Origin of the sequence: Agrobacterium bohemicum, assembly GCF_001562555.1 — a bacterium.
Classification (GTDB): Bacteria; Pseudomonadota; Alphaproteobacteria; order Rhizobiales; family Rhizobiaceae; genus Agrobacterium; species Agrobacterium bohemicum.
The window spans coordinates 1-23,079 of the sequence record NZ_KQ961031.1; the positions used below are offsets into that span (position 1 = coordinate 1).

The window sequence follows — 23,079 nt, forward strand, 5'->3', positions numbered from 1 at the left end:
TCTCAACGCCGACGCCGCAAATGGTCGCCGGACCACTGGCCGCCTCGAAACGACCCTTTGGCATTTTTGATATGAAGCGGTTTATCGGTTCTTCTTTTTCCATGCCGAGCGACGAATCGTAATCGCCACACATACCTGCATCAGACATATAGGCAGTGCCGCCGTTCAGGATTTGCGCATCTGCCGTGGGTACATGCGTATGGGTGCCGACGACGAAGCTGGCACGTCCGTCGACAAAGTGACCGAAACACTGCTTTTCGCTGGTTGCCTCGGCGTGGAAATCAAAAACAATCGCATCGGCCTGTTCCCCCAGCGGGCAGGCGCCAAGAATGGTTTCCGCAGAGCTGAAGGGGTCATCCAGTTCGGGATGCATGAACACGCGACCCATGATGTTGGCCACCAGAATGCGCGCACCGTTACGGGCATAAAACAGGCCTGAGCCCTTGCCCGGCGTTCCCTTCGGGTAATTGGCAGGGCGCAGAAACTGGTCATGACGCTCGCAGAAACTGACCGCCTCTTTCTGGTCCCAGACGTGGTTGCCTGTTGTCACTACATCGGCACCCGCATTGATCGTTTCAAGATAAATGTCTTCGGTGATCCCGAAACCGCCAGCGGCGTTTTCGCCATTGACGACAACGAAATCCAGCTTCAGATCGGAGATAAGTCCCGGAAGACGCTCCCACACCGCCGTGCGGCCCGTCTTGCCAACCATATCCCCGAGAAAAAGCAATCTCATTGCGCCGTCCTGTTATCGAAATATCGTAGACCGCTCTCGGTCAGAACGGCATCCAGCGCCACATCATGCGCTTCTGCCGGCACTGATGGCACTTCCTGGCAGTCGAATGCAATGCCGATGAGCACTGGATTCAGTCCTTTTGCATGGAGTCTGGCAATCGCACGGTCGTAATGTCCCGCTCCGTAACCGATCCGGTGGCCACTTACGTCGAAAGCCGACAGCGGCACCAACAGAACATCGGGGTCCAGAACCGCCGCGTTTTCGCCGGGGCCTGTGGTGCCAAAACCTGATTTGAAGAGTTCGGCACCCTTGACGAATTCGCGAAAGACAATGGTTTCGCGGTCCACCATAACAGGTAAACAAATCCGCCCGCCTTTGGCGCGCAGCGCTTCCATCAAGGGCCGCGCATCGACTTCGGACCTGATAGGCATAAAGCCGGACACAACGCTTCCCGCTGCGAACCTCAAAGCGACCGCTCCATTTTCCGAAATGGCGAGGCTTTTTAATTGGCGCTGCTCAAAGGAAAGAGCGTCCCGCAAAGCGAGACGCTCCACACGTATCTGGGCTTTGGTGAGAAGGCCCGATGTCATCAGGCCGCCCGGCTGACCAGCACCTTGTCTATCCGGTGCCCATCGAGGTCAATCACTTCGAAGCGCCAGCCATCGCGGGTAATATGCTCACCCAGCTCCGGCAAACGCCTGAATTCATCGAGAACCAGACCGGCAACCGTCTCGAACTCGGCATCGTCGGCAATCTGGAAGCCCATGCGGTCGGCAAATTCGTCGGCTGGCATCCAGCCTGCAACGAGGAAGCTGCCATCTTCGCGCTCGACCATCGCGGGCTCTTCGCCGTCATCTTCCTGGAAAGCACCGGTGATGGCTTCCAGAACGTCACCGGAACTGACGATACCTTCGAAGTGGCCGTACTCGTCATAGACGAGAACCATATGCACGGTAGAACGGCGCAGCGACTGGATGACGTCGACCGCACTTGTCAGGTCCGATACGACAGGCACTTCGCGAAGCAGCTCTCGAACATTCAGTTCCTTACCGGAAGCGAGTGCATCGAACGCATCCTTGGCGAAGAGGACACCGAGAATTTCGTCGGAAGCACCATTGCGCACAGGCAGGCGCGAACGCTGCGTTTCGCGCAACTGCACCCGGATTTCTTCAGCCGTATCTTCGATATCGACCACTTCCACATCACGGCGTGGCGTCATCAGGCCGCGCGCATTGCGGTCTGCCAGACGCATGACGCTGGTGATCATGGCCGATTCTTCGCTCTCAATGACACCCGCGCTATGCGCTTCGGCCAAAACCGTACGAATTTCATCATCGGTGACAGAATTGTTGGACTCGCCGCTATGACCAAGAAGCGCAAGGATGAGCTTGCCGGACTTGTCCAGCAGCCACACCACGGGCGCACCGATCCTCGACAGCATCACCATGGCAGGAGATACCTTCACGGCAACCTTTTCAGGATCGCGCAGAGCAATCTGCTTCGGCACCAGCTCGCCGACGATCAGCGAAAGATAGGTAATGGCGACAACAACCACGCCCACGCCGATCGCATCGGCAGCGCGATCCGGCACGCCCTGCTCCAGAAGCCATCCGGTGAAACGCGCACCGAGTGTCGCACCAGAGAAAGCGCCTGAGAGCACGCCGACCAGCGTAATGCCGATCTGCACGGTGGAGAGAAAACGTCCGGGGTTTTCTCCAAGGGTGAGCGCCATGGTGGCACCTCTGCTGCCTTGCGCGGCAAGCACTTTTAGCCTCGCCGGTCTGGAGGAGACGACGGCAAGCTCGGACATGGCAAGCACACCGTTCAATACGGTAAGCAGAACCACGATCATAATTTCAGTAAACAAGTTTAGCTCTTTTTGGGCTGTTGAACGGCATGTCGCGGCTGCAACCACAATCGCTATAGTTGAGAGCGGGAGCGGACATACCAACACCAATAATAAGGAATAGTTCCGCCAATGCAATGACCGGCCGACCAAAAAGCCAAATCATACAGCCTACTGGCGATAATGGGTCGATCAAGCGCGGAATGCCGTTACTGGCAGAGACGCATGCGGTGCCGTTGCCGCATGAGATGATAATACAAATAGAGAAAGGTGCGATCCGCGGCGACCGATGGAGTTTTACGATCCTGGGTGCCTACAAACGTAGGTGGGCGCCATATGTCCAAGCCCACGGGCCTGGCCAGGGACAGCTCCCTTTGGATCGAGTATGGCCCCAGGGATTGAGTTTCCTGTCGAGAAGCGCAGAACGCACTTCATATATACGACGGTTCGGAGAAATGCGGAAGGGGGCGGAGACCACAATATAACAGATTGTTCGGTGAGACCTTGTTACGCAAAGCAAAGCTTACGACGCGATGCTTCAACCTGTTAGTTCACGACCGGCTTCGGGCGCGCCACCAGCTTTTCGGTAATGCCATTCAACCGCGTCGAAAGGTCGGAGATTGCGCTGACCAGCATCTCCTCGGTCTTTGCTCTGCTTTCGGCCATGCCGTCGCGATTGCTTTGCAACGTTGTGACCTGCCCCTCCAGCAAATCGATCTTGCGCCTCAGTTCAGACATTTCGTCGGTGATCATGATGCCCGCCATGACCGTCAGGCGCAGGTCGCCGATTTCGCCGAACTGGCTCTTCAAATGTCCGACATATTGGTCGAACTGGCTGGCAAGGTCTGTCAGGTGATCTTCCTGCCCCGCCTCGCAAGCCATGCGGTATGCCTTGCCGTCGATCATAACTGTCACTTGAGCCATGAATTTCAGTCCTTATCGATCCAGCACGGCGCGGATGGTTTCCATCGCGGTGACGAGGCGGCGTGAGACCTCGCGGTTGACTTCTTCAAGCCGGTTGGCCCGAAACTGCGACTGGTCCAGCTCCTGCGCAAGGCGGGCACGATCCACATGCACGCGCTTGACTTCGCTCTCGACCTCACCGCTCTCGCGCTGACGTTCGATACGCATATCAATTGCGTTTTCGAGACTGTTGATGGCGGAGCCTAGCTCCGACAACGCGACATGTATGGTTTTTTCCGCCGTCATCGTTTCTTCCAAGCCGCAAGCAACAAGCCGAATCGTTATTGCCTGGTCTAAATCAGGGCGCTTCTACGATATGACTTGATTAACCGTCTCGTCAATCAATCCAATACATTCAAGCACTTTGCGCTGTGGATGAATGCAGCACCGGAAGGTCAAGAAGATGGCAGCGGTCTAAATATTGCCAGAATACGAAACGATTTTTGTTGGCTATCGAACCACAAGCGGCCCTGGTTTTATTGACTCGCCCGCCCTACCTGCTATGGATCAACCCGCTTTTTGGATAGTTATAATGACTATCTCCTATCACCCGGAACAGACGGAAAAGCCATGATTTCTCGCGACAAACACGACCGGATGGCCAATGCAATCCGATTTCTTGCCATGGATGCTGTGGAGAAGGCCAACTCTGGCCACCCCGGCCTGCCAATGGGCGCAGCGGACGTCGCCACGGTTCTCTTCACGCGTTACCTGAAATTCGATCCGAAGGCATGGCAGTGGCCAGACCGCGACCGCTTCGTGCTGTCTGCCGGTCACGGCTCCATGCTGCTCTACTCTCTCCTGTATCTCACAGGGTACGAGGATATGACGATCGATGAGATCAAGCGCTTCCGCCAACTCGGTTCCAAAACCGCCGGTCACCCGGAATACCACCACGCCACCGGCATCGAAACCACGACAGGCCCACTGGGTCAGGGCATTGCCAATGCCGTCGGCATGGCGATTGCCGAGCGCAAGCTGGAAGAAGAATTCGGCTCCGATCTTCAGAGCCACTTTACCTACGCACTGTGCGGCGACGGCTGCCTGATGGAAGGCATAAGCCACGAGGCGATTGCGCTGGCTGGTCATCTGAAGCTCAACAAGCTCGTGCTGTTCTGGGATAACAACAACATCACCATCGACGGTGAAGTTGGCCTCTCCGACTCGACCGACCAGATCGAGCGCTTCAAGGCCGTTCACTGGAACACGATTGCTATCGACGGCCATGATCCGGAAGCGATTGCCAACGCCATCGAAGCCGCTCATGCATCTGACCGCCCAACCTTCATCGCCTGCAAGACCGTCATCGGTTTCGGCGCGCCGAACAAGCAGGGCACGCATAAGGTTCACGGCAACCCGCTGGGTGCCGAGGAAATCGCTGCTGCCCGCAAGAGCCTGAACTGGGAAGCCGAGCCTTTCGTCATTCCAGAAGACGTGTTGGACGCATGGCGTCTTTCCGGTCTGCGCTCCACCAAGACCCGTCAGGAATGGGAAGCCCGCCTGGAAGCGACCGATGGCGACAAGAAGGCAGAATTCAAGCGCCGCTTTGCCGGTGATCTGACCGGCAACTTCGATAGCTCCATCGACGCCTTCAAGAAGAAGGTCGCCGCGAATAACCCGACGGTTGCGACCCGCAAGGCATCCGAAGACACGCTCGAAGTCATCAATGGCATCCTGGCTGAAACGATTGGCGGCTCTGCCGACCTGACGCCGTCCAACAACACCAAGACCAGCCAGATGAAGTCGATCACACCGACAGATTTCTCTGGTCGTTACCTGCATTACGGCATTCGCGAACACGGAATGGCAGCGGCCATGAACGGCATCGCCCTGCATGGCGGTCTCATTCCATACGCTGGTGGCTTCCTGATCTTCTCGGATTATTGCCGTCCATCGATCCGCCTTGCCGCACTCATGGGCATTCGCGTCGTTCACGTGCTGACGCATGACTCGATCGGCGTTGGCGAAGACGGCCCGACGCACCAGCCGGTGGAGCAGATCGCAGCCCTGCGCGCCATTCCAAACCTTCTGGTCTTCCGCCCTGCGGATGAAACGGAAACAGCGGAAGCTTGGCAGTTTGCCCTGCATCAGAAAAACCGTCCGTCTGCACTGGCCCTCACACGCCAGAACCTTGCACCTGCCCGCAAGGATTACGAGGAGAAGAACCTCGTATCTTACGGCGCATACGAACTGGTTTCGGCAAGCGACGCAAAGGTTTCGATCTTCGCATCCGGTTCGGAAGTCGAGATTGCGCTAAAGGCTGCCGCTGACCTGAAGGTCAAGGGTATCTCCACCCGCGTCGTTTCCGTTCCTTGCTTCGAACTCTTCAAGGAACAGCCGGAAACCTATCGCAAGGCCATCATCGGCAATTCGCCGGTCAAGGTCGGCGTAGAAGCTGCCATTCGTCAGGGCTGGGATTATTTCATCGGCAATGACGGCGCGTTCATCGGCATGAATTCCTTCGGTGCATCCGCGCCTGCGAAGGACCTGTACAAGCATTTCGGCATCACCGCAGAAGCCGTGGTCGCTGCCGCAGAAGCGAAGCTGGGCTGACGGCTAGCGCCGTCACCGTTCCATACAAAAACGAAAATATTGATCGGGAGTATGTATATGACTGTAAAAGTTGCCATCAATGGTTTTGGCCGCATCGGCCGCAACGTCCTTCGCGCTATCGTGGAATCCGGCCGCACGGACATCGAAGTCGTTGCCATCAACGACCTCGGTCCCGTTGAAACCAGTGCGCACCTGCTGCGCTATGACAGCATCCACGGCCGGTTCCCGGCAGACGTAAAGGTCGAAGGCGACACCATCATCGTCGGTGGCGGCAAGCCGATCAAGGTTACGGCCGTTCGCGACCCTGCACAGTTGCCACATGGCGAACTCGGCGTCGATATCGCGCTGGAATGCACCGGCATCTTCGTCGCCCGTGACAAGGCCGCCGCTCACCTCACAGCAGGTGCCAAGCGCGTCATCATTTCGGCCCCTGCCGAAGGTGCGGATTTGACGGTCGTCTTTGGTGTCAACCACGACCAGCTGACGAAGGACCACCTCGTCATCTCCAACGCGTCTTGCACCACCAACTGCCTGGTTCCTGTCGTCAAGGTTCTTGATGATGCCGTCGGCATCGACCACGGCTTCATGACCACGATCCACTCCTACACCGGCGACCAGCCGACGTTGGACACCATGCACAAGGATCTGTACCGCGCCCGCGCCGCAGCCCTGTCCATGATCCCGACGTCGACCGGCGCTGCAAAGGCCGTCGGCCTGGTGCTGCCGCACCTCAAAGGCAAGCTGGACGGCACATCGATCCGCGTTCCAACGCCAAACGTCTCGGTCGTCGACTTCAAGTTCGTCGCCAAGAAGGCAACGACCGTCGAAGAAATCAACGAAGCCATCAAGTCTGCCTCCAACGGCAAGCTGAAAGGCATCCTCGGCTACACCGACGAGCCGCTGGTATCCCGTGACTTCAACCACGACAGCCACTCCTCCATCTTCGCAACGGACCAGACCAAGGTCATGGAAGGCAACTTCGTGCGTATCCTCACTTGGTACGACAACGAATGGGGCTTCTCCAACCGCATGTCCGACACGGCAGTGGCACTCTTCAAGACGTTCTGATTTTTGTCAGGTAGTGAATAAGCAAAACCCGGCTGGAGTGATCCCGCCGGGTTTTGTGTTTATGGGCGTCAGTCATTGTCAGGTCAGGTCAGGCCGTTTGCAGATCGACTGGCTTGCCGTTGAACGGTGCGACATGAATCTCCCCTTCCCGCTTGCGCGTCTGGGCAATGTCAAAGCTGTTCTGCATCCTCATCAGCGTGTCCATCGACACACCGAAGGCTTTTTCGATCCTCAAAGCCATTTCCGGCGAGAGATGCGAACGTTCATTCAACAGAGCCGATAATGCCGCTCGTGTAATGCCCAGAACGTGAGCTGCGCCCGTTACAGACAGCCCAAGAGGTTTAATAATCTCACTTTTAATGAAGCCGCCGGGATGAGCGGGGGTCTTCAGACGAATGCCTTGCATCGCTTTCATAGCCACCTCCTAGTGGTAGTCTTCATAATCGAGATCAATGATCTCGATTTCGGTTTGATCGATCCGGAGTGTGATCCGCCAGTTCTTGGTTACGAACAGGCTCCAGGTGCCTTTACGATCTCCGGTGAGCTGATGAGCCTTCCAGCTCGGAACCGTGCGCAACTCATCTTCCCGCTCCATATCCTGAAGGAAGGAAACGATGCGAAGGAGTTTCGGCACAACGGCAGCCTGCAAGACGGTCGCGTCATCATCCTCGATCAAACGGCGCAAACCTTTGTGGATCACGTTTCGAATTTTCATAGGGCATGGCTATCAATCAATTCGACAAGCGTCAAGCTACGCTTTACACACCTATTCCTTACCCCTTCCGTCGCTTCAAGTGTAACACAGTCAATTTTCCCCACATCCGCCTTGCTCTGGTCCATTTTCGCCCGGAAAAATCATCTTTAGGGATTCGGTCGCGTAGCTCTGCGTATCCTGCCCTGCCGTATCATTCGATACACCTCGCCTTGCCCTGCCCGCTGCGCGAAACAAAAAGCGCCGTGGCCGTCCAAAACGTGGCGCATTGACTGCTGACGTGCGGGAGCTTGCATGCCACGCGGCCTTTCAGGAAAAGGACGTGGCGTGGAATCATTTTACATCTTGCTGCTGGTCGGCACCGTTCTCGTCCTCGTTGCAGCCTTTTCGAGCCTGATCGCTTATCGCTTCGGCGCACCGCTGCTGCTGCTGTTTCTCGTCATTGGCCTGGCCGCAGGCACGGATGGGCTGGGCATTCATTTCAGCAACAACCCGCTCGCCTATATGCTGGGGTCGCTGGTGCTGGCTGTCATCCTGTTCGATTCGGGCTTCGGCACGTCCATCCAGTCCTTCAGACTGTCTGCAGGACCGTCCATATCGCTTGCTACCGTCGGCGTAGTCCTGACATCCGTCTTTTTTGCAGGTGCCGCAGCCCTTCTGCTCGGTTTTTCCTGGTTGGAAGGCTTGCTGCTCGGTTCTATCGTCGCCTCGACAGATGCGGCCGCCGTCTTCTTCCTGCTGCGCATTGGCGGCATTCATATTCGCGATCAGGTGCGATCCACGCTGGAAGTCGAATCCGGCACCAATGATCCAATGGCGATCTTCCTCACGATTGCATTGGTGGAGGTGGTGGCAAAGGGGCAAGGTTTTGCAGGCTTCGACACCAGCTTCATCCTGCTGTTCCTCCAGGAAATGGTGCTCGGCATTGTGTTCGGTGTCTTGGGCGGGTTGATGATCGTCAATGTCGTCAACCGCTTCCAGGTGGATCGAGGTCTTGTGCCGATCCTCGTACTCGCCCTTGCTTTGCTGGTCTTCTCCTTTACCGGCGCGTTGCACGGCAGCGGATTCCTCGCTGTTTATGTCGCGGGCATCGTTGCCGGCAATCGCAAAATTCTGGCCAAGGGCGCCATTCGACGTTTTCATGAAGGCATGACGTGGCTGGCGCAGATCATCATGTTTTTGATGCTTGGCCTGCTTGCCACACCGTCGCAATTCCCCGCCATCATCGTGCCAGCCGTGTTGCTGGCACTGTTCCTCATTTTCATCGCCAGACCGCTCGCGGTGTGGCTCAGCCTCATGCCGTTCAACTATACGCAACAGGAAACCACCTTCGTGGCCTGGGTGGGCCTGCGTGGCGCTGTATCGATCCTTCTTGCTATTCTGCCATCATTGGGTGGCCTGGAAGGAGCGGAAACCTATTTCAATGCCGCCTTCATCATCGTGCTGGTCTCGCTTTTGATACAGGGTTGGACGATCAAGCCCGTCGCAACCCGCCTCGGCCTCATCGTACCGCCACGCATGGGCGATGTTGACAAGCTGGAAGTAGACCTGCCCGGCACCGCCAACCATGAGCTGATTTCCTACCGGGTCGCCAAGGGCAGCGCCATTTTGCAGGGCGAACGCATTCCGCGCTGGGCGATGCCATCGCTGGTGGTGCGTGATGGCAAGTCCATTCGCTATCAATATGCGGGCCGGCTGCGAGAAAAGGATTTGGTCTACCTGTTCGTCATGCCCAGCTACACCCGCCTACTGGACCGGTTGTTTGCCAGCGCCAAACCCGTGACGAAGGATGACGAGGACATTTTCGGAACCTTTTCCATTTCTCCGCAACGTCCTGCGAAAGAGCTCGATGCATCCTATGGTCCCGGCCTGCTGAATGCGCAGGAACTAACCATGACGATTGCTGAGCTGATCGAAAGCCGCCTGGGCGGCAAACCCGAATATGCCGATCGCGTCAGGCTGGGATGGCTCATCCTCATCGTGCGTGATCTCGATGAAAATCATGCGGTTTCCAGCGTCGGCATTTCGCTGGAACCGGTGGCACCTGCTACGGCCTTGCCGGTTTTCATCAGTCTCAAGGAAATCGTTCAGCGGACCCGGACCTATTTTGCCGAAAAACGGGCGACACGCAAAGCGCAGGCCGCCGGTAACGATATACCTGCTGAACCGGATCGCGTGGACGTGGCCGAAAATGATCGGTAACCGTCTTGCACCATCAGTCAGGCATAGTATGTTCGCGCGCAAACCCGTTCCATTCAACGACATCAGGATCGACACATGCCCGCCTTCAAGACCCTCGATCACCTCACCGACATCGCCGGAAAGCGCGTTCTCGTTCGCGTCGATCTCAACGTGCCGGTTGCTGACGGCAAGGTAACGGACAAGACCCGCATCGAGCGTGTTGCGCCGACGATCCTCGAATTGTCGAAAAAGGGCGCGAAGGTCATCCTGCTGGCCCATTTCGGCCGCCCTAAAGGTGCACCAGTCGCGGATATGTCGCTGTCCCTCATCACCTCCTCGGTGGAAGAGGTTCTGGGCCACACTGTTCATTTTGCTTCCGAAGCTATCGGCACTCCGGCTGCAGATGCAGTTGCTGCCATGAAGAATGGCGATATCCTGCTTCTGGAGAATACCCGTTTTCATAAGGGCGAAGAGACGAACGACGCGGCCTTCGTCACGGAGTTAGCAAAGAACGGTGACATCTATGTCAATGATGCGTTTTCCGCAGCCCACCGCGCCCACGCCTCCACCGAAGGCCTAGCTCGCCACCTGCCCGCTTACGCTGGCCGCACCATGCAGGCAGAGCTTGAAGCCCTGGAAAAAGGCCTCGGCGCCCCTGCCCGTCCGGTCGTTGCCATCGTCGGCGGTGCAAAGGTATCGAGCAAGATCGATCTCTTGATGAACCTCGTCAAAAAGGTGGATGCACTGGTCATCGGTGGTGGAATGGCCAACACCTTCCTTGCCGCACGCGGCACCAATGTCGGCAAGTCGCTGTGCGAGCATGATCTGGCCGAAACCGCAAAGCAGATCATGATCGAAGCCGCGACCGCAGGCTGCGCCATCGTACTGCCGGAGGACGGCGTGATCGCCCGCGAGTTCAAGGCCAACGCCGAAAACGAAGTCGTTGACATAAACGCGATCCCTGAAGATGCCATGGTTCTTGACGTCGGCCCAAAATCCGTCGAAGCCATCAAGGGCTGGATTTCCCGCGCTGAAACGCTGGTCTGGAACGGCCCCCTCGGCGCCTTCGAAATCGCGCCTTTCGACAAGGCAACCGTTGCAGCGGCCCAGCACGCCGCCGAATGCACCAAATCCGGCAAGCTCGTTTCCGTCGCCGGTGGTGGCGATACGGTGGCCGCGTTGAACCACGCAGGCGTGGCAGATGACTTCACCTACATCTCGACCGCAGGCGGCGCGTTCCTGGAATGGATGGAAGGCAAGGTCCTTCCCGGCGTCGCTATTCTGCACGAGCACAAGTAAGGGTAAGAGATCAGGCAAGGACAGATAACGCCGCCCACCTCGCCAGCCTCCCCCACACAGGACGTTATCCTCGGGCTTGACCCGAGGATTGATGACGGCTGGTCTGTGGGTCGTTAGATCCTTGGGTCAAGCCCAAGGATGGCGGCCGATAGGAGGTATTTCCATCTCGCCCCAAAACTCACCATCGAACTTTTAAAATTTTTAAAGATTTCCTAAAGTTTCAAACGATTGAAATGATTTCAATCGTTTCAATGATTTAGCGTGCCATTTTCCTGCCTTGGAACTTCTGATAACCCAAATTCATTGTGCTAAGGGAGATTGAAAATGACTGAGCGTCTTGAAGATATTGCAGCAAAAATGGTCGCCAATGGCAAGGGTTTGCTGGCTGCGGATGAGTCCACCGGAACCATCAAAAAGCGTTTCGACACCATCAATCTGGAATCGACGGAAACGAGCCGACGCGATTATCGCGAAATGCTGTTCCGCACAGACGAAGCGATGACGAAGTGCATCTCTGGCGTGATTCTCTACGAAGAAACGCTGTTCCAGAAAGCTGCCGATGGCACGCCGTTTGTCGATATCATCAAGGCTGCAGGCAGCATTCCAGGCATCAAGGTCGATACTGGCGCCAAGCCTCAGGCGTTCTTTCCCGGCGAAACCGTGACCGAAGGTCTCGATGGCCTCGCTGAACGCCTGAAGAAATATTACGACACTGGTGCGCGTTTCGCCAAATGGCGCGGCGTCATCAACATCGGCGACGGCTTGCCCACATGGGGCTCGATCAAGGCGGATTCGCAGGCGCTTGCCCGTTACGCTGCACTCTGCCAGCAGGCGGGCATCGTGCCGATCGTAGAGCCGGAAGTGTTGATGGACGGCGAACCCGGCACCCATAGCATCGACCGTTGCGCCGAAGTCACCGAGTGGGTTCTGCGTACAGTCTTCACTGATCTCTATGACGCGCGCGTCAATCTCGAAGGCATGGTCCTGAAGCCGAACATGATCATCGATGGCAAGAACGCGCGCAAGGCATCGGTTGCCGAAGTGGCGGAAACGACCGTGAAGGTTCTCAAAGCCACCGTGCCACCGTCAGTTCCAGGTATCGCCTTCCTCTCCGGTGGCCAGTCGTCCGAAGAGGCAACTGCACACCTCTCCGCCATGAACAGCGGTTATGACCTGCCTTGGTCCCTGACCTACTCTTATGGCCGCGCTCTTCAGGACTCCGCTATAAAGGCATGGGGCGGCAAGCCGGAGAATGTCGCCGCAGGCCAACGCGCCTTCCGCCACCGCGCCGAGATGAACACGCTGGCAGCCCTCGGCAACTGGAAGCAGGAACTCGAAAAGGCCGCTTGAGCTCAGCTATTTCAAGCCATTGGAAAGCCGCTCGTGACCATGTCGCGGGCGGTTTTGTTTTTAACGCCGCTTTCCCCTTCAAAATCACCCCGAGCCGACGCAATATCCGTCGTGCATGCAAAAACCGTCCAGAAGCACCCGACACCGACACGACAGTCGGCCTGGTGTCGTGGTGGCGAGAACTGATCCCATGCAGATGTTCGGCATCGAAATTGGAGAGACGGCAATGTTGATACAGAAACTGAGACTTCAACGGGGCTGGTCGCAGGAGCAACTGGCGACCATCAGCGGCCTCAGCACACGCACCATTCAACGGATCGAGCGTGGGCAGGCACCAAGTCTTGAGACCCTGAAAACATTGGCCGCCATCTTCGAGATCGATGTATCGCAACTAACCGAACAGGATCAAAAAGAAATGCCGACAACACCAACCAACACTGCGGAAGCCGAAGAAGCTATCGCCTTTACCCGCGTGCGTAGTATCAAGGCGTTTTACTTGCATGTCGTCAGATATTTTATAATCATCGCTTTTCTGGCGGTCGTCAATCTTCTCACCAGCCCACACTATTTCTGGGCCGTATGGCCAGCACTTGGCCTGGGCATCGCCCTTGTGGGGCATGGGTTGAGAACCTTCGATATGGTGCCGTTCCTCAACGCGAATTGGGAAAGGCGGCAGGTCGAACAGTATCTGAAGAGAAAGCTATGATGTTCCCATGAGGTTGTGGAGTTTCGCTGCCTCCCCGGCAGGAAACTCCCTCCCACATCCATCACGGCCGCAGCAATAGCACCAGTGTCCAGATGACAAATGCCGCAGCCGCAATCTTCCAGCAATCGCCGCGCCGCCGCAGTCCCGGCAGGTCGAGCGGGCGGATGAGCTGGATACACATCGCCAGAAGCAAAAAAAGGCCGATCGCCTTCGTCATCATGAAACCTTTTGGCTTTATTGAAACAGCGTCACAGGCTGGACATTTTTAATGTTCACCAAGGACAGGCAATCTATTGGCGCGTCGCCGACCCAGATCTACACCATGAATCGCTAGCATGAGAGTGGCTTTATGAGCAGAAACCTTCTACCCGTATTCGCTCTTTTATCCAGCACCTTGTTTCTGTTTCTGGGCAATGGTCTGCAGGGCCTGCTGCTCCCCATGCGGGGATCAGCGGAAGGATATTCCAACGAAGTCCTCGGTTTCCTCGGTACGTCATGGGCGGCAGGTTTCGTTATCGGCTGCTTTGTAGCACCGGCCATCGTCCGGCGTGCAGGCCACATCCGCGCGTTCGGCAGCTTCGTGGCGCTCATCTGCCTGACGGTGCTTTTAACCGGCTTGTTCATTGACGATGTCGCATGGGTCGCCCTGCGCGCACTCACCGGCTTTTGTACCGCTGGCACTTCGATGATCATCGAAAGCTGGCTGAACGAACGCGCCACCAATGAAAGCCGCGGGGCGATATTCTCGCTCTACATCGCCATCACGCTGTTTGGTGTTGTGGCCGGTCAGATGGTCGTGCCATTCGGCACAGTCAGCACAACGTCCCTGTTCATGGTCTGCGCCATCATCTATTGCGTCGCCATCATGCCCGCCATGCTGTCAAAGGCGGAAAGTCCACAACCGCTGAAAAAGGTAAAACTCGATCTACCGGCGCTTTACCGAACCTCACCGGTCTCCTTCGTCGGCATTTTGCTCATCGGCATCGCCAACGGGGCCTATGGTACGCTGGGCGCAGTGTTCGGTGCCCGCGCCGGTCTTGATCCCAGCACGATTGCCATCATGGTCAGCGTGACCATCTTCATCGGCGCATTGGCGCAGTTTCCGGCAGGTAAGCTTTCCGACAGAATAGATCGTCGTTTTGTCCTGGCGGGACTATCAGGCGTGGCCGCAATTGCGGGCCTTGCCGTAACACTCATTCAGCCCAGCCAGATCTATGTATTGATCGGCATGATCGCGCTGTACGGCGCCTCTGCGAATGCGCTCTACCCCATCGCCGTTGCCCATGCCAACGACTATGCTTCTTCCGAGGACTTCGTGAAGGTTTCCGGCGGGCTGTTGCTGCTCTACGGCATTGGCACCATTATCGGACCGACACTGGGTGGCCCGATCATGACCTCCTACGGCCCCTACGCGCTGTTTGCCGTGACGGCAGTGGCGCATCTCCTTATCACCGCCTATGCTATGTTCCGGTCCAGGCAGCGGGCGACGTTGCCAACAGCGGAGAAGGAGAATTTCTCCACCGCAGCGGCAGCGCCAATGGCCACGCCTGAAAGTGTGTCGCTCGATCCGCGCGCGCCTCAATATCCGCCAGAAGAGGCCGAACTGGAAAAGGGAGCTGGAATATGAGTGGTATCGACGACGACCTTCCCAAGCAGCCAGCAACGACTCACGTTGTCGGTGGAGACATAAGCCTGCTGTCCGTTGATGAATTGACTGCGCGCATCGCAGTTCTGCATACGGAAATCGAAAGGCTGGAATCAGAACGTGAAAAGAAGTCCGAAGGTCGCAAGGCCGCGGAGAACCTTTTTCGCGGTTAAAACCACAAGGAACGTTTCGTTAACGTTACGACATGGGTCAGCTTTTCGTTTACCATTAACGAAAAATTAAGCTTTATAAGCGATAACTATACATGTTCAGTTCTTCTGGACTTCAGGCAGTTTCTCCCATCGGCGAATTGGTCTGATTTTTCTCCCTGTTTTACCTTGAGAGCCGCTTTTGCGGCTCTTTTTTTGTGCCGTGGAAATAGTGCCAAAACTGTGGGTATTAACCTTTCTTTAATAATCAGCTTGCGCATTTGCGTTATTGATATCATCCTGAAACTACAAAGAGGCCGGAACTATTAAGCCTCTATCCCGTTGCCAGTATGGTGCGTAAGCAGGATTTGGAAAAATGTCAGAACAGGTTTTGAATACCATTAGCTTTGCTGGCCGGGCCGCAGCATCCAACCAGTTCAAAACTCTCTATACAGAGGGTATGACTTTGGTGGAAGAGACGGCTACTTATCTGGATGGTTCGGGTCGTGCCGCATCAAAGGTTTTGCCGCGTATGGCATCTGTCCTTTACGCTGCCGAATCGATGCGCCTGACGACGCGCCTCATGCAAATGGCCTCTTGGCTGCTGCTTCAGCGCGCGGTCAACAACGGCGAGATGAGCCGCGATCAGGTGCTGAGCGAAAAGAACAAGGTCCGTCTCGATAACTTCAACGTCGATCGCAACGCACCCGGCTGGAACGACCTGCCTGAATCCTTCCGGGATTTGGTAGACCGCTCCTTGCGCCTTCAAAACCGCGTCGCTTTGCTGGACCGCGAGATCTACCGTCCTTCCGAAGCCACCAAGGTCCCAGACAACGAAAACAGCGTTCAGGCCCAGCTCAACTTGCTTCGTACGGCCTTTGCAGGAAACTGAGTTTCCATCACACAACAAATTATGAAAAGCAGGCTTCGGCCTGCTTTTTTGTGCGCCTAACACCGTCGCGCATCAGCCCAGCCTTAGCGTAAACAACAAAAAACCCCGGATCGCTCCGGGGTTTTTGCATGCAAGAAATCCAAGACGATTAGAGGCCGAGGCCGCCAAAACGCTTGTTGAACTTCGAAAGACGACCGCCACGGTCCATGAGCTGCTGGTTGCCGCCAGTCCATGCTGGGTGCGAAGTCGGGTCGATTTCGAGGTTCATAGTCTGACCCTCGGTACCCCATGTGGAGAATGTTTCGTATTCTGTGCCATCGGTCATGACCACTTTGATCATGTGATAGTCGGGATGAATTTCAGCCTTCATGACAATCTTCCTGCTTTGGTGACGTGCGGACCATTTGCCGCAATTGCGTCAACTGAGCCAATTCAATATTGAAGCTCCAGACCATTTGGCCATGGCTTCCCAATTCGATGCGGAGCCTATACATGAAGGTCACCGAGATAACAAGTGCCTGCCTACGCTTGGCCGCACTCTTGGCAAGACGCATTTGAGCAAAGCAGAACGTTGCCGCAAGCTGGGGAAAACCCAGCCGACGCTGGCACATGCAGGAGTATAAGGTGGCAGACATGCAGGAACGGAAGTCGGCAAGACGCAAGACGCCGAAACCACTGGCCAGCCTCTTTCCCTATTTGAAGCGGTATCGGGGACTGGTGGCGGCAGCCCTTTTTGCACTCGTTCTGTCTTCTGCCACCACGCTCGCCCTACCACTTGCCGTACGCCGCATCATCGATCATGGGTTCGAAGGTGCCGACGGAGCGATGATCAACAATTATTTCGCTGTCCTCTTGGCCATCGCCGTCGTTCTCGCCATCGCCAGCGCCATGCGTTATTATTACGTCATGACCATCGGTGAACGGGTCGTCACGGATTTGCGCCGCGACGTTTTCGCACATCTGACCTCGTTGTCGCAGGGCTTCTTCGACACCAATCATTCCGGCGAACTGACATCGAGACTGACCGCCGACACGGTGCAGATCCGTTCCGCTTTCGGTTCATCCGCTTCGGTGGCGTTGCGCAACATTCTGCTCTGTCTCGGTGGCGTGGTGATGATGGTCTATACCAGCCCGCGCCTTGCAGGCATGGCGTTGCTGGCCATTCCCTTGATCGTCTTCCCCCTGATCGCCTTTGGCCGCTCCGTTCGCTCACGCTCCAGAACGACGCAGGACACGCTTGCGGCGTCGGCAGCTTTTGCGGCTGAAACCATGTCTGCGAGCCGGACGATCCAGTCCTTCAGCGCCGAGACGCTGGCCAACGGCCGTTACAACGATGCGGTCGAAAAAGCCTATGAGGGCGCACGCGCCGCCATCAGTGCCCGCGCTGTATTGACGGCTGTCGCCATCAGCTTCGTCTTCGGTAGCGTCGTTGCCATCCTGTGGTACGGCGCGCACGGGGTTCTGGTCGGTACGATCTCGGCGGGAACACTCAGCCAGTTCGTCCTTTACGCCGTCATCGCCGCAAGCTCGCTCGGCCAGCTTTCCGAAGTCTGGGGTGAACTTTCGCAGGCAGGAGGTGCGGCAGAACGGCTGTCCGAACTGTTAAACGAGATATCGCCCGTCGAAGACCCCCTGGCTCCGCTTGCCCTGCCCGCACCGGCACGCGGCGAGGCAAGCTTCGAAAACGTTGCTTTTCATTATCCAAATGGCGCTGGCAGGCCCATTTTTACCGAACTGTCCTTCACGGTCACGGCGGGCGAAACCGTCGCCATCGTCGGCCCATCGGGTGCGGGCAAAAGCACCGTCTTTTCTCTGCTGATGCGTTTTTATGATCCGCAAGCCGGGCGCATCACCGTCGATGGCACGGATATCCGTTCGGTCACGCTGGAAGATTTACGCTCGCGTCTTGCGATCGTGCCGCAGGATGTGGCGATTTTCGCGTCATCGATCCACGACAACATCGCTTTCGGCAAACCCAACGCCACGCGCGAAGAAGTCCGCGCTGCCGCAATCGCGGCCCAGGCCGATGGTTTCATCACCAAGCTGCATGATGGCTACGACACCGTCGCAGGCGAACGCGGAGTGACGCTATCAGGCGGCCAGCGCCAACGCATCGCCATTGCCCGTGCCATCCTTCGCAACGCGCCCATTCTGCTGCTAGACGAAGCAACCTCGGCGCTGGATGCCGAAAGCGAGACGCTGGTGCAAAAAGCGCTGGATCAGTTGATCGCCAAACGCACCACCATCGTCGTTGCCCACCGTCTGGCCACCGTGCTGAAGGCAGATCGCATTCTGGTCATGGACGAAGGCCGGATCATCGAGGAAGGCAACCACCAGAGCCTGATCCGCCAAGGCGGCCTCTACGCAAAACTCGCGCGCCTACAGTTCGAAACCGGCGGTGACGATGACGTCGTGACACTGGCGAAGTCTATTTAAGGAATACGCCTTCCTTGAAGGGCGTCGCTCTCCACGCGGAGGTCGCGCATAGCACCCACGAAGCATTGAGCCGCACGCTCTACGCTTAACCTCGTGCTTCGACACGCTCATGATGAGGGCGGTGAAGTCGATGCCCTACCGCTCCGTCAGCTTCAACTCGATGCGTCGGTTCTGAGAACGCGCTTCCGGCGTATCGCCTTCCGCAAGCGGTTGGTATTCCCCGAAACCGGCAGCGACCAGCCGGTTGGCGGGGACGCCCTTGGAGACAAGGTATTTGACCACCGAAGTTGCGCGGGCCGAGGAGAGTTCCCAGTTGTCGCGAAAACGGCCATTGCCCGACAGCTGAACATTATCGGTATGCCCGTCCACGCGCAGCACCCAGTTGATTTCTGCCGGGATTTCCTTGGCGAGATCAATGATGGCGGTGGCAAGTTTGGCCATCTCCACTTGTCCCTCGGGGTTCAGGTCGTTGCCGCCGGACGGAAACAGGACTTCGGACTGGAAGACGAAACGGTCGCCGACAATGCGGATGTTCTCACGGTCGGACAGAATTTCGCGCAAACGCCCGAAGAAGTCTGAGCGGTAGCGGTTCAGCTCCTGCACACGCTGCGCCAGCGCCACATTCAGGCGACGGCCGAGATCGGCGATCTTGACCTGTGACGACGTGTCTTTTGCTTCGGACGCCTGCAGGGCGGATTCGACCGAAGCGATCTGCGCGCGAAGTGCTGCGATCTGCTGGTTCAGAAGATCGATCTGCGACGATGCCCGTGCGCCCGCCTGTCGTGCATCCTCAAGCTCTCCGGAAAGCTGGCCGACCCGTGCATTGGCAGCAGAACTATTGCCCGCGCCCGAATCCAGCAAAGACTGCAAACGGGAACGTTCGCTTTCCGAAACCGCGAGCGTGGATTGCAGATTGGCGAGCGTATCTTCGATGTCCTGCTTGCTGCCCTTCTCGAGCGCCAGCAACTCAGTGAGTTCGGAAATCTGGTTGTTCAACCGATTGAGAACTTCATCCTTGCCGGAAATTTCCCGCGAGAGTATGAACTGCGCCAGCACGAAAACGGTGAGCAGGAACATGATGGCCATGAGCAGCGTGGACAAGGCATCCACAAAACCCGGCCAGTAATCGACACTCCGGTCGCGACGGCGATTGCGCCCAAGCGCCATGATCACTCGCTCCCGTTATCGTGACGGGCAGGACGACCGGTGGTTTTCTGTTCGGCATCGATGCGTGCAGACAGCCTGTCCAGCGTCCGGCGCAACGCCCGCGACTCTTCCTGCTGCGCCTCAATCCAGTCACGCAGCATCTGCTGCTCGCCGCGCATGTTTTTTACCAAGCCCTGAATGCCTTCAGCAAGGCTTGTCATGGCAGCTAGCGACCGCTCCGTGCCGACAGCGCCATAGCCACTGACCTTCGCCTCACCCGCGACATCGGTTCCCGGATCGGTGACAGACGACAGCCAGTTTTCGAGCTCCGTGTAAAACCGGTTCTGCGCGCGGCCAGCCTGAAGGTCGAGAAAACCGAGAATGAGCGAGCCGGACAGACCGAGAAGCGAAGACGAAAACGCCGTACCCATTCCAGACAGCGGCGCGGTGAGACCGGATTTCAACGAAGACAAAATGTCGTTGGTATCGCCCGATGTGGGGTCCAGCCCCTGAATGACGTCGCTGATGGCGGCGATGGTGCCAATCAGGCCCCAGAACGTGCCGAGCAGGCCGAGGAACACGAGCAGGCCAATAAGATAACGCGACGTGTCGCGAGATTCGTCCAGCCGTGTTGCAATGGAATCGAGAATGGACCGCTGCGTGACGATCGAAAGCCGCACTTCGCCGCGCTTGCCGATGACCGAGTGCATGGGTGCAAGCAGCTTGGGCGTGCGACCAGCCTTGTCGACATTTCCAGCGGCCTGAAAACCGTTGAACCAGCGCACTTCCGGGCGAAGCGAGAGGATTTGCGTAAAAACCAGAATGATGCCGATGACGAGAACGCCGAGAATGAAGCCGTTCAGACCCGGATTGGTCATGAAGGCCGTCTGTGCCTGACGAAAGAGGATGGCAGCGAGGAAGGCGACGATGATGAGGAAGAGGATCATCGTCCACAAAAAGGGCGTGGGGCTCGACAGCTTGTGATGATATTGCTTCGTCACCGATCTCTCGACGCCGACGTCGAGCCGTTCCGTATCCGCCATAGTGCTCATTCCCTCTGGTATGGCCGCAACGCCCGCGCGAAATCCACGAGGATTCGGCAGGCATTCACGGTACGCCCGGAAGCTAGTGGAAAATTACGACGAATTGAAGTGAAAAGCCGGTTACGCCACAAGGCTTTTTGCGTGGCGTGGCAAGAGAGGCGTCTCAAGACGCCTCTTCGAAAGATAGGTCAGCGAAAAAAGGGGTTTAACGGCCCGGAATCGGACGGTTGATGACTTCGCTGAGCGCCTTGTGGATATATTCGTTTCCGGCAACGACGCTGCCTGTGCCGAAAATGTCCTGTCCGCCCTTCATGTCGCTGACGAAACCACCCGCTTCACGGATAAGAACGAGGCCAGCGGCCATGTCCCAAGGTGCGAGTTCGGCTTCCCAGAAACCGTCCAGACGGCCAGCTGCGACGTAGGCGAGATCGAGCGAGGCCGCGCCGAAGCGGCGGATGCCTGCCACTTCGCCCATAGTGTGACGAAGCTCGACCAGGAACTTGCCGTGATTGCCGCGGCCCAGATGCGGAACGCCGCAGCTGACGACGCAATCGGTGATCTGCTTACGGGCGGCCACACGAATGCGGCGATCGTTGAGGAACGCGCCGCTGCCACGCTCAGCGGTGTAAAGCTCGTCCGTCGCAGGATTGAAGATGACACCGGCGACGACTTCACCGTTGCGCTCCAGCGCGATGGAAACGGCGAACTGCGGAATGCCGTGCAGGAAGTTGGTGGTGCCATCCAGGGGATCGACGATCCAGCGATGCGCGCCATCGGACCCTTTTTCCTCGCCGCCTTCTTCACCCAGGAAATCGTAGGTTGGGCGGGCCTTCATCAGTTCGTCGTGAACGATCTTTTCGGCCTTGAGGTCTGCCTGCGACACGAAATCGCCGGGTCCCTTGACCGAAACCTGCAGGTTCTGCACTTCACCGAAGTCACGCGACAAAGATTTTCCGGCCTTGAGCGCGGCCTGAACCATGACATTGAGAAGGGCTGAACGGGCCATGAAGATGTTCCTGAAAGGTGGCTGAACCTGCTAGCCGAAATTTCCAGCAGGCACGCAAATGCGGTTTCTGATTGAAAGTGTGCGGTTCAAGACCACAAAACGCGCTGGAATTCAAGGTAAAAAGCCGAAAGCTGGCGCCAGGCTCACGCTGGGCGAAAGCGGTTGGCAGCCTCGATAGCCTTCTTTTGCTGATCTTCTTCGATGCCGAGATAGAAATCCTCCAGTCCGGGGTCTTTCAGTCCCGCACGGCGCGACAGCACATACCATTTGGCTGCCTCCACCGGGTCTGGCTTGGTGCCGAGCGCCTGAATGTAGAGATGCGCCACCTTGTTCTGGGCCACGACATTGCCCCGTTGTGCTGCGCCGTAGAGCCAGCGGAAGCCTTCTTCGAGATTGCGCGCGCCGCCCACGCCGTTGACCAGCCAGACACCAAGATCGACCTGCGCCGTATCGAAACCGGCCTTTGCAGCGCGCGTCAACCATTCTCGGGCTTTCGCCTTTTTATCGGCAGGAATGTCCTTGAGGTTCCAGTAGATTTGCGACACGGCATACTGCGCATCGGCAATGCCTTTTTCGGCGGATTTTTCGTAAAATGGCAAGGCGGCATGCAGGCCGTTGGGTCCGGGCGTCTGCGACACGAGGATTTGCGCCCAGTTGAACTCGGCTTCGCCATTGCCCGCCTGTGCGGCGCGGTGCATGTAATCGTCGGCCAGCTTCTTGTCGTGCTTGACGATTTTGCCTTCCATCAGAAGCAGGGCATATTTGAACATGGCGACGGGATCGCCACCCTTGGCAGCCTGCTCGTACCAGAAGGCCGCAGTCTTGTCGTCGCGGGCAATGCCGAAGCCACGCGACATCATTTCAGCGACCAGTGTCTGTGCGGCAGCGTCACCCGTCTGGGCGCGGGTCAGCGCCTTGGAGAGCGCTTGGACATATTCGCCGCGCTGATAGTGACCGAAGGCCTCATCGACCTTGCCGAGGAATTTCTTTTCCGGCGGAAGGGCTGGCAGATCCGCTCCCATGCGCTGGTAGACATTGACGCCTTCGGACGGCTGCAAATCCTTCTGATCGCTGGTACCCACACGGCCCTTGCGGATCGGTTCGGCATTCGCATCGGACGGGCGCGACAGGACCTCGGGGCCATCGGGCTTGGCGGGGCCGAAATCGGTATCCTCATCCGCAGGCGTAACATCCGGCTGCGGCGCGTTCGTTCCCACACCCGGCAAAAGGTCGGACTGTGGCTGTGCCGGGGTCGCATCTTGCGCAAAAACGACGTGCGGAAACAAGGCGCAAGCCAGGGCAAGAGCCGAAAGGGACAGACGGAAAGGAAGCAAACGAGCGATCATCG

Annotated in this window: 23 protein-coding genes and 1 other RNA gene; 10 read left to right on the forward strand and 14 right to left on the reverse strand. The window is 57.3% G+C overall.

Annotated features, from left to right (window positions below):
- From ATO67_RS14790 to ATO67_RS14815, 6 genes are all read right to left on the reverse strand, one after another.
- Positions 1–736 (reverse strand): TIGR00282 family metallophosphoesterase (locus ATO67_RS14790; RefSeq protein WP_067650756.1); only part of this gene is annotated, 736 nt, incomplete at its 3' end.
- Complete coding sequence (locus tag ATO67_RS14795) at positions 733–1,326, reverse strand: 5-formyltetrahydrofolate cyclo-ligase (RefSeq protein ID WP_067650758.1); 594 nt, start codon at positions 1,324–1,326, stop codon at positions 733–735. The genes ATO67_RS14795 and ATO67_RS14790, both read right to left, overlap by 4 nt.
- The gene (locus tag ATO67_RS14800) at positions 1,326–2,588 is read right to left on the reverse strand and encodes a hemolysin family protein (RefSeq protein ID WP_067650760.1); all 1,263 of its coding nucleotides are present in this window, start codon (positions 2,586–2,588) and stop codon (positions 1,326–1,328) included. Before ATO67_RS14800 ends, ATO67_RS14795 begins: the two co-directional genes overlap by 1 nt.
- A gap of 264 nt (positions 2,589–2,852) precedes the next feature.
- A non-coding RNA gene (gene ssrS / locus ATO67_RS14805) (6S RNA) lies at positions 2,853–3,011 on the reverse strand.
- A 117-nt stretch (positions 3,012–3,128) separates the two neighbouring features.
- A complete protein-coding gene (locus tag ATO67_RS14810; RefSeq protein WP_067650763.1) occupies positions 3,129–3,506 on the reverse strand; it encodes a cell division protein ZapA in 378 nt (125 codons plus the stop codon).
- Between the two features lie 12 nt (positions 3,507–3,518).
- Positions 3,519–3,791 (reverse strand): DUF4164 domain-containing protein, encoded by a 273-nt coding sequence (locus tag ATO67_RS14815; protein WP_067650766.1) that lies wholly within the window; start codon positions 3,789–3,791, stop codon positions 3,519–3,521.
- A gap of 324 nt (positions 3,792–4,115) precedes the next feature.
- On the opposite strand from ATO67_RS14815, the gene tkt reads away from it, so the two are divergent.
- Together tkt and gap are read left to right on the forward strand one after the other, a co-directional pair.
- Positions 4,116–6,098, forward strand: coding sequence for a transketolase (gene tkt, locus ATO67_RS14820; RefSeq protein ID WP_067650769.1), 1,983 nt, complete (start codon positions 4,116–4,118; stop codon positions 6,096–6,098).
- Between the two features lie 57 nt (positions 6,099–6,155).
- Positions 6,156–7,166, forward strand: coding sequence for a type I glyceraldehyde-3-phosphate dehydrogenase (gap, locus tag ATO67_RS14825; protein ID WP_067651351.1), 1,011 nt, complete (start codon positions 6,156–6,158; stop codon positions 7,164–7,166).
- 88 nt (positions 7,167–7,254) lie between these two features.
- Here the strand turns inward: gap and ATO67_RS14830 are convergent, their stop codons facing one another.
- Both ATO67_RS14830 and ATO67_RS14835 read right to left on the reverse strand, forming a co-directional pair.
- Positions 7,255–7,581, reverse strand: coding sequence for a HigA family addiction module antitoxin (locus ATO67_RS14830; protein ID WP_067650775.1), 327 nt, complete (start codon positions 7,579–7,581; stop codon positions 7,255–7,257).
- Between the two features lie 9 nt (positions 7,582–7,590).
- Positions 7,591–7,881, reverse strand: coding sequence for a type II toxin-antitoxin system RelE/ParE family toxin (locus ATO67_RS14835; RefSeq protein WP_067650779.1), 291 nt, complete (start codon positions 7,879–7,881; stop codon positions 7,591–7,593).
- Positions 7,882–8,205: 324 nt separating this feature from the next.
- Between ATO67_RS14835 and ATO67_RS14840 the strand changes: the two genes are divergently transcribed.
- The 4 genes from ATO67_RS14840 to ATO67_RS14855 all read left to right on the forward strand — a co-directional run bounded on the left by ATO67_RS14840 (position 8,206) and on the right by ATO67_RS14855 (position 13,414).
- Complete coding sequence (locus ATO67_RS14840) at positions 8,206–10,080, forward strand: potassium/proton antiporter (protein WP_067650781.1); 1,875 nt, start codon at positions 8,206–8,208, stop codon at positions 10,078–10,080.
- Positions 10,081–10,155: 75 nt separating this feature from the next.
- Positions 10,156–11,358, forward strand: a complete 1,203-nt coding sequence (locus ATO67_RS14845) for a phosphoglycerate kinase (protein ID WP_067650784.1) — start codon at positions 10,156–10,158, stop codon at positions 11,356–11,358.
- A gap of 324 nt (positions 11,359–11,682) precedes the next feature.
- Entirely contained in the window at positions 11,683–12,708 is a 1,026-nt protein-coding gene (locus tag ATO67_RS14850; protein ID WP_067650787.1) for a class I fructose-bisphosphate aldolase, read from the forward strand.
- A gap of 226 nt (positions 12,709–12,934) precedes the next feature.
- Positions 12,935–13,414, forward strand: a complete 480-nt coding sequence (locus ATO67_RS14855) for a helix-turn-helix domain-containing protein (protein WP_067651354.1) — start codon at positions 12,935–12,937, stop codon at positions 13,412–13,414.
- A gap of 61 nt (positions 13,415–13,475) precedes the next feature.
- Here the strand turns inward: ATO67_RS14855 and ATO67_RS23140 are convergent, their stop codons facing one another.
- Positions 13,476–13,634 (reverse strand): hypothetical protein, encoded by a 159-nt coding sequence (locus ATO67_RS23140; protein WP_157940996.1) that lies wholly within the window; start codon positions 13,632–13,634, stop codon positions 13,476–13,478.
- 129 nt (positions 13,635–13,763) lie between these two features.
- On the opposite strand from ATO67_RS23140, the gene ATO67_RS14860 reads away from it, so the two are divergent.
- The 3 genes from ATO67_RS14860 (at position 13,764) to rcdA (ending at position 16,100) form a co-directional block, all read left to right on the forward strand.
- Positions 13,764–15,041, forward strand: coding sequence for an MFS transporter (locus ATO67_RS14860; RefSeq protein ID WP_067650789.1), 1,278 nt, complete (start codon positions 13,764–13,766; stop codon positions 15,039–15,041).
- Positions 15,038–15,232, forward strand: a complete 195-nt coding sequence (locus ATO67_RS14865; protein WP_067650793.1) for a DUF1192 domain-containing protein — start codon at positions 15,038–15,040, stop codon at positions 15,230–15,232. Before ATO67_RS14860 ends, ATO67_RS14865 begins: the two co-directional genes overlap by 4 nt.
- Positions 15,233–15,584: 352 nt before the next feature.
- Complete coding sequence (rcdA, locus tag ATO67_RS14870; RefSeq protein WP_067650795.1) at positions 15,585–16,100, forward strand: protease adaptor protein RcdA; 516 nt, start codon at positions 15,585–15,587, stop codon at positions 16,098–16,100.
- Positions 16,101–16,248: 148 nt separating this feature from the next.
- Here the strand turns inward: rcdA and rpmE are convergent, their stop codons facing one another.
- Complete coding sequence (gene rpmE / locus ATO67_RS14875; RefSeq protein ID WP_067650798.1) at positions 16,249–16,470, reverse strand: 50S ribosomal protein L31; 222 nt, start codon at positions 16,468–16,470, stop codon at positions 16,249–16,251.
- A gap of 254 nt (positions 16,471–16,724) precedes the next feature.
- On the opposite strand from rpmE, the gene ATO67_RS14885 reads away from it, so the two are divergent.
- Complete coding sequence (locus tag ATO67_RS14885; RefSeq protein ID WP_067651357.1) at positions 16,725–18,536, forward strand: ABC transporter transmembrane domain-containing protein; 1,812 nt, start codon at positions 16,725–16,727, stop codon at positions 18,534–18,536.
- Positions 18,537–18,671: 135 nt separating this feature from the next.
- Here the strand turns inward: ATO67_RS14885 and ATO67_RS14890 are convergent, their stop codons facing one another.
- The 4 genes from ATO67_RS14890 to ATO67_RS14905 all read right to left on the reverse strand — a co-directional run bounded on the left by ATO67_RS14890 (position 18,672) and on the right by ATO67_RS14905 (position 23,077).
- Positions 18,672–19,703, reverse strand: coding sequence for a peptidoglycan -binding protein (locus ATO67_RS14890; protein ID WP_067650803.1), 1,032 nt, complete (start codon positions 19,701–19,703; stop codon positions 18,672–18,674).
- A gap of 2 nt (positions 19,704–19,705) precedes the next feature.
- Positions 19,706–20,725: a flagellar motor protein MotA gene (locus ATO67_RS14895; protein ID WP_067650805.1), complete on the reverse strand. Its 1,020-nt coding sequence runs from the start codon at positions 20,723–20,725 to the stop codon at positions 19,706–19,708.
- 205 nt (positions 20,726–20,930) lie between these two features.
- Positions 20,931–21,731, reverse strand: coding sequence for an inositol monophosphatase family protein (locus tag ATO67_RS14900; protein ID WP_067650808.1), 801 nt, complete (start codon positions 21,729–21,731; stop codon positions 20,931–20,933).
- Between the two features lie 143 nt (positions 21,732–21,874).
- The gene (locus ATO67_RS14905; protein ID WP_245303999.1) at positions 21,875–23,077 is read right to left on the reverse strand and encodes a tetratricopeptide repeat protein; all 1,203 of its coding nucleotides are present in this window, start codon (positions 23,075–23,077) and stop codon (positions 21,875–21,877) included.
- Between the last annotated feature and the right edge of the window lie 2 nt (positions 23,078–23,079).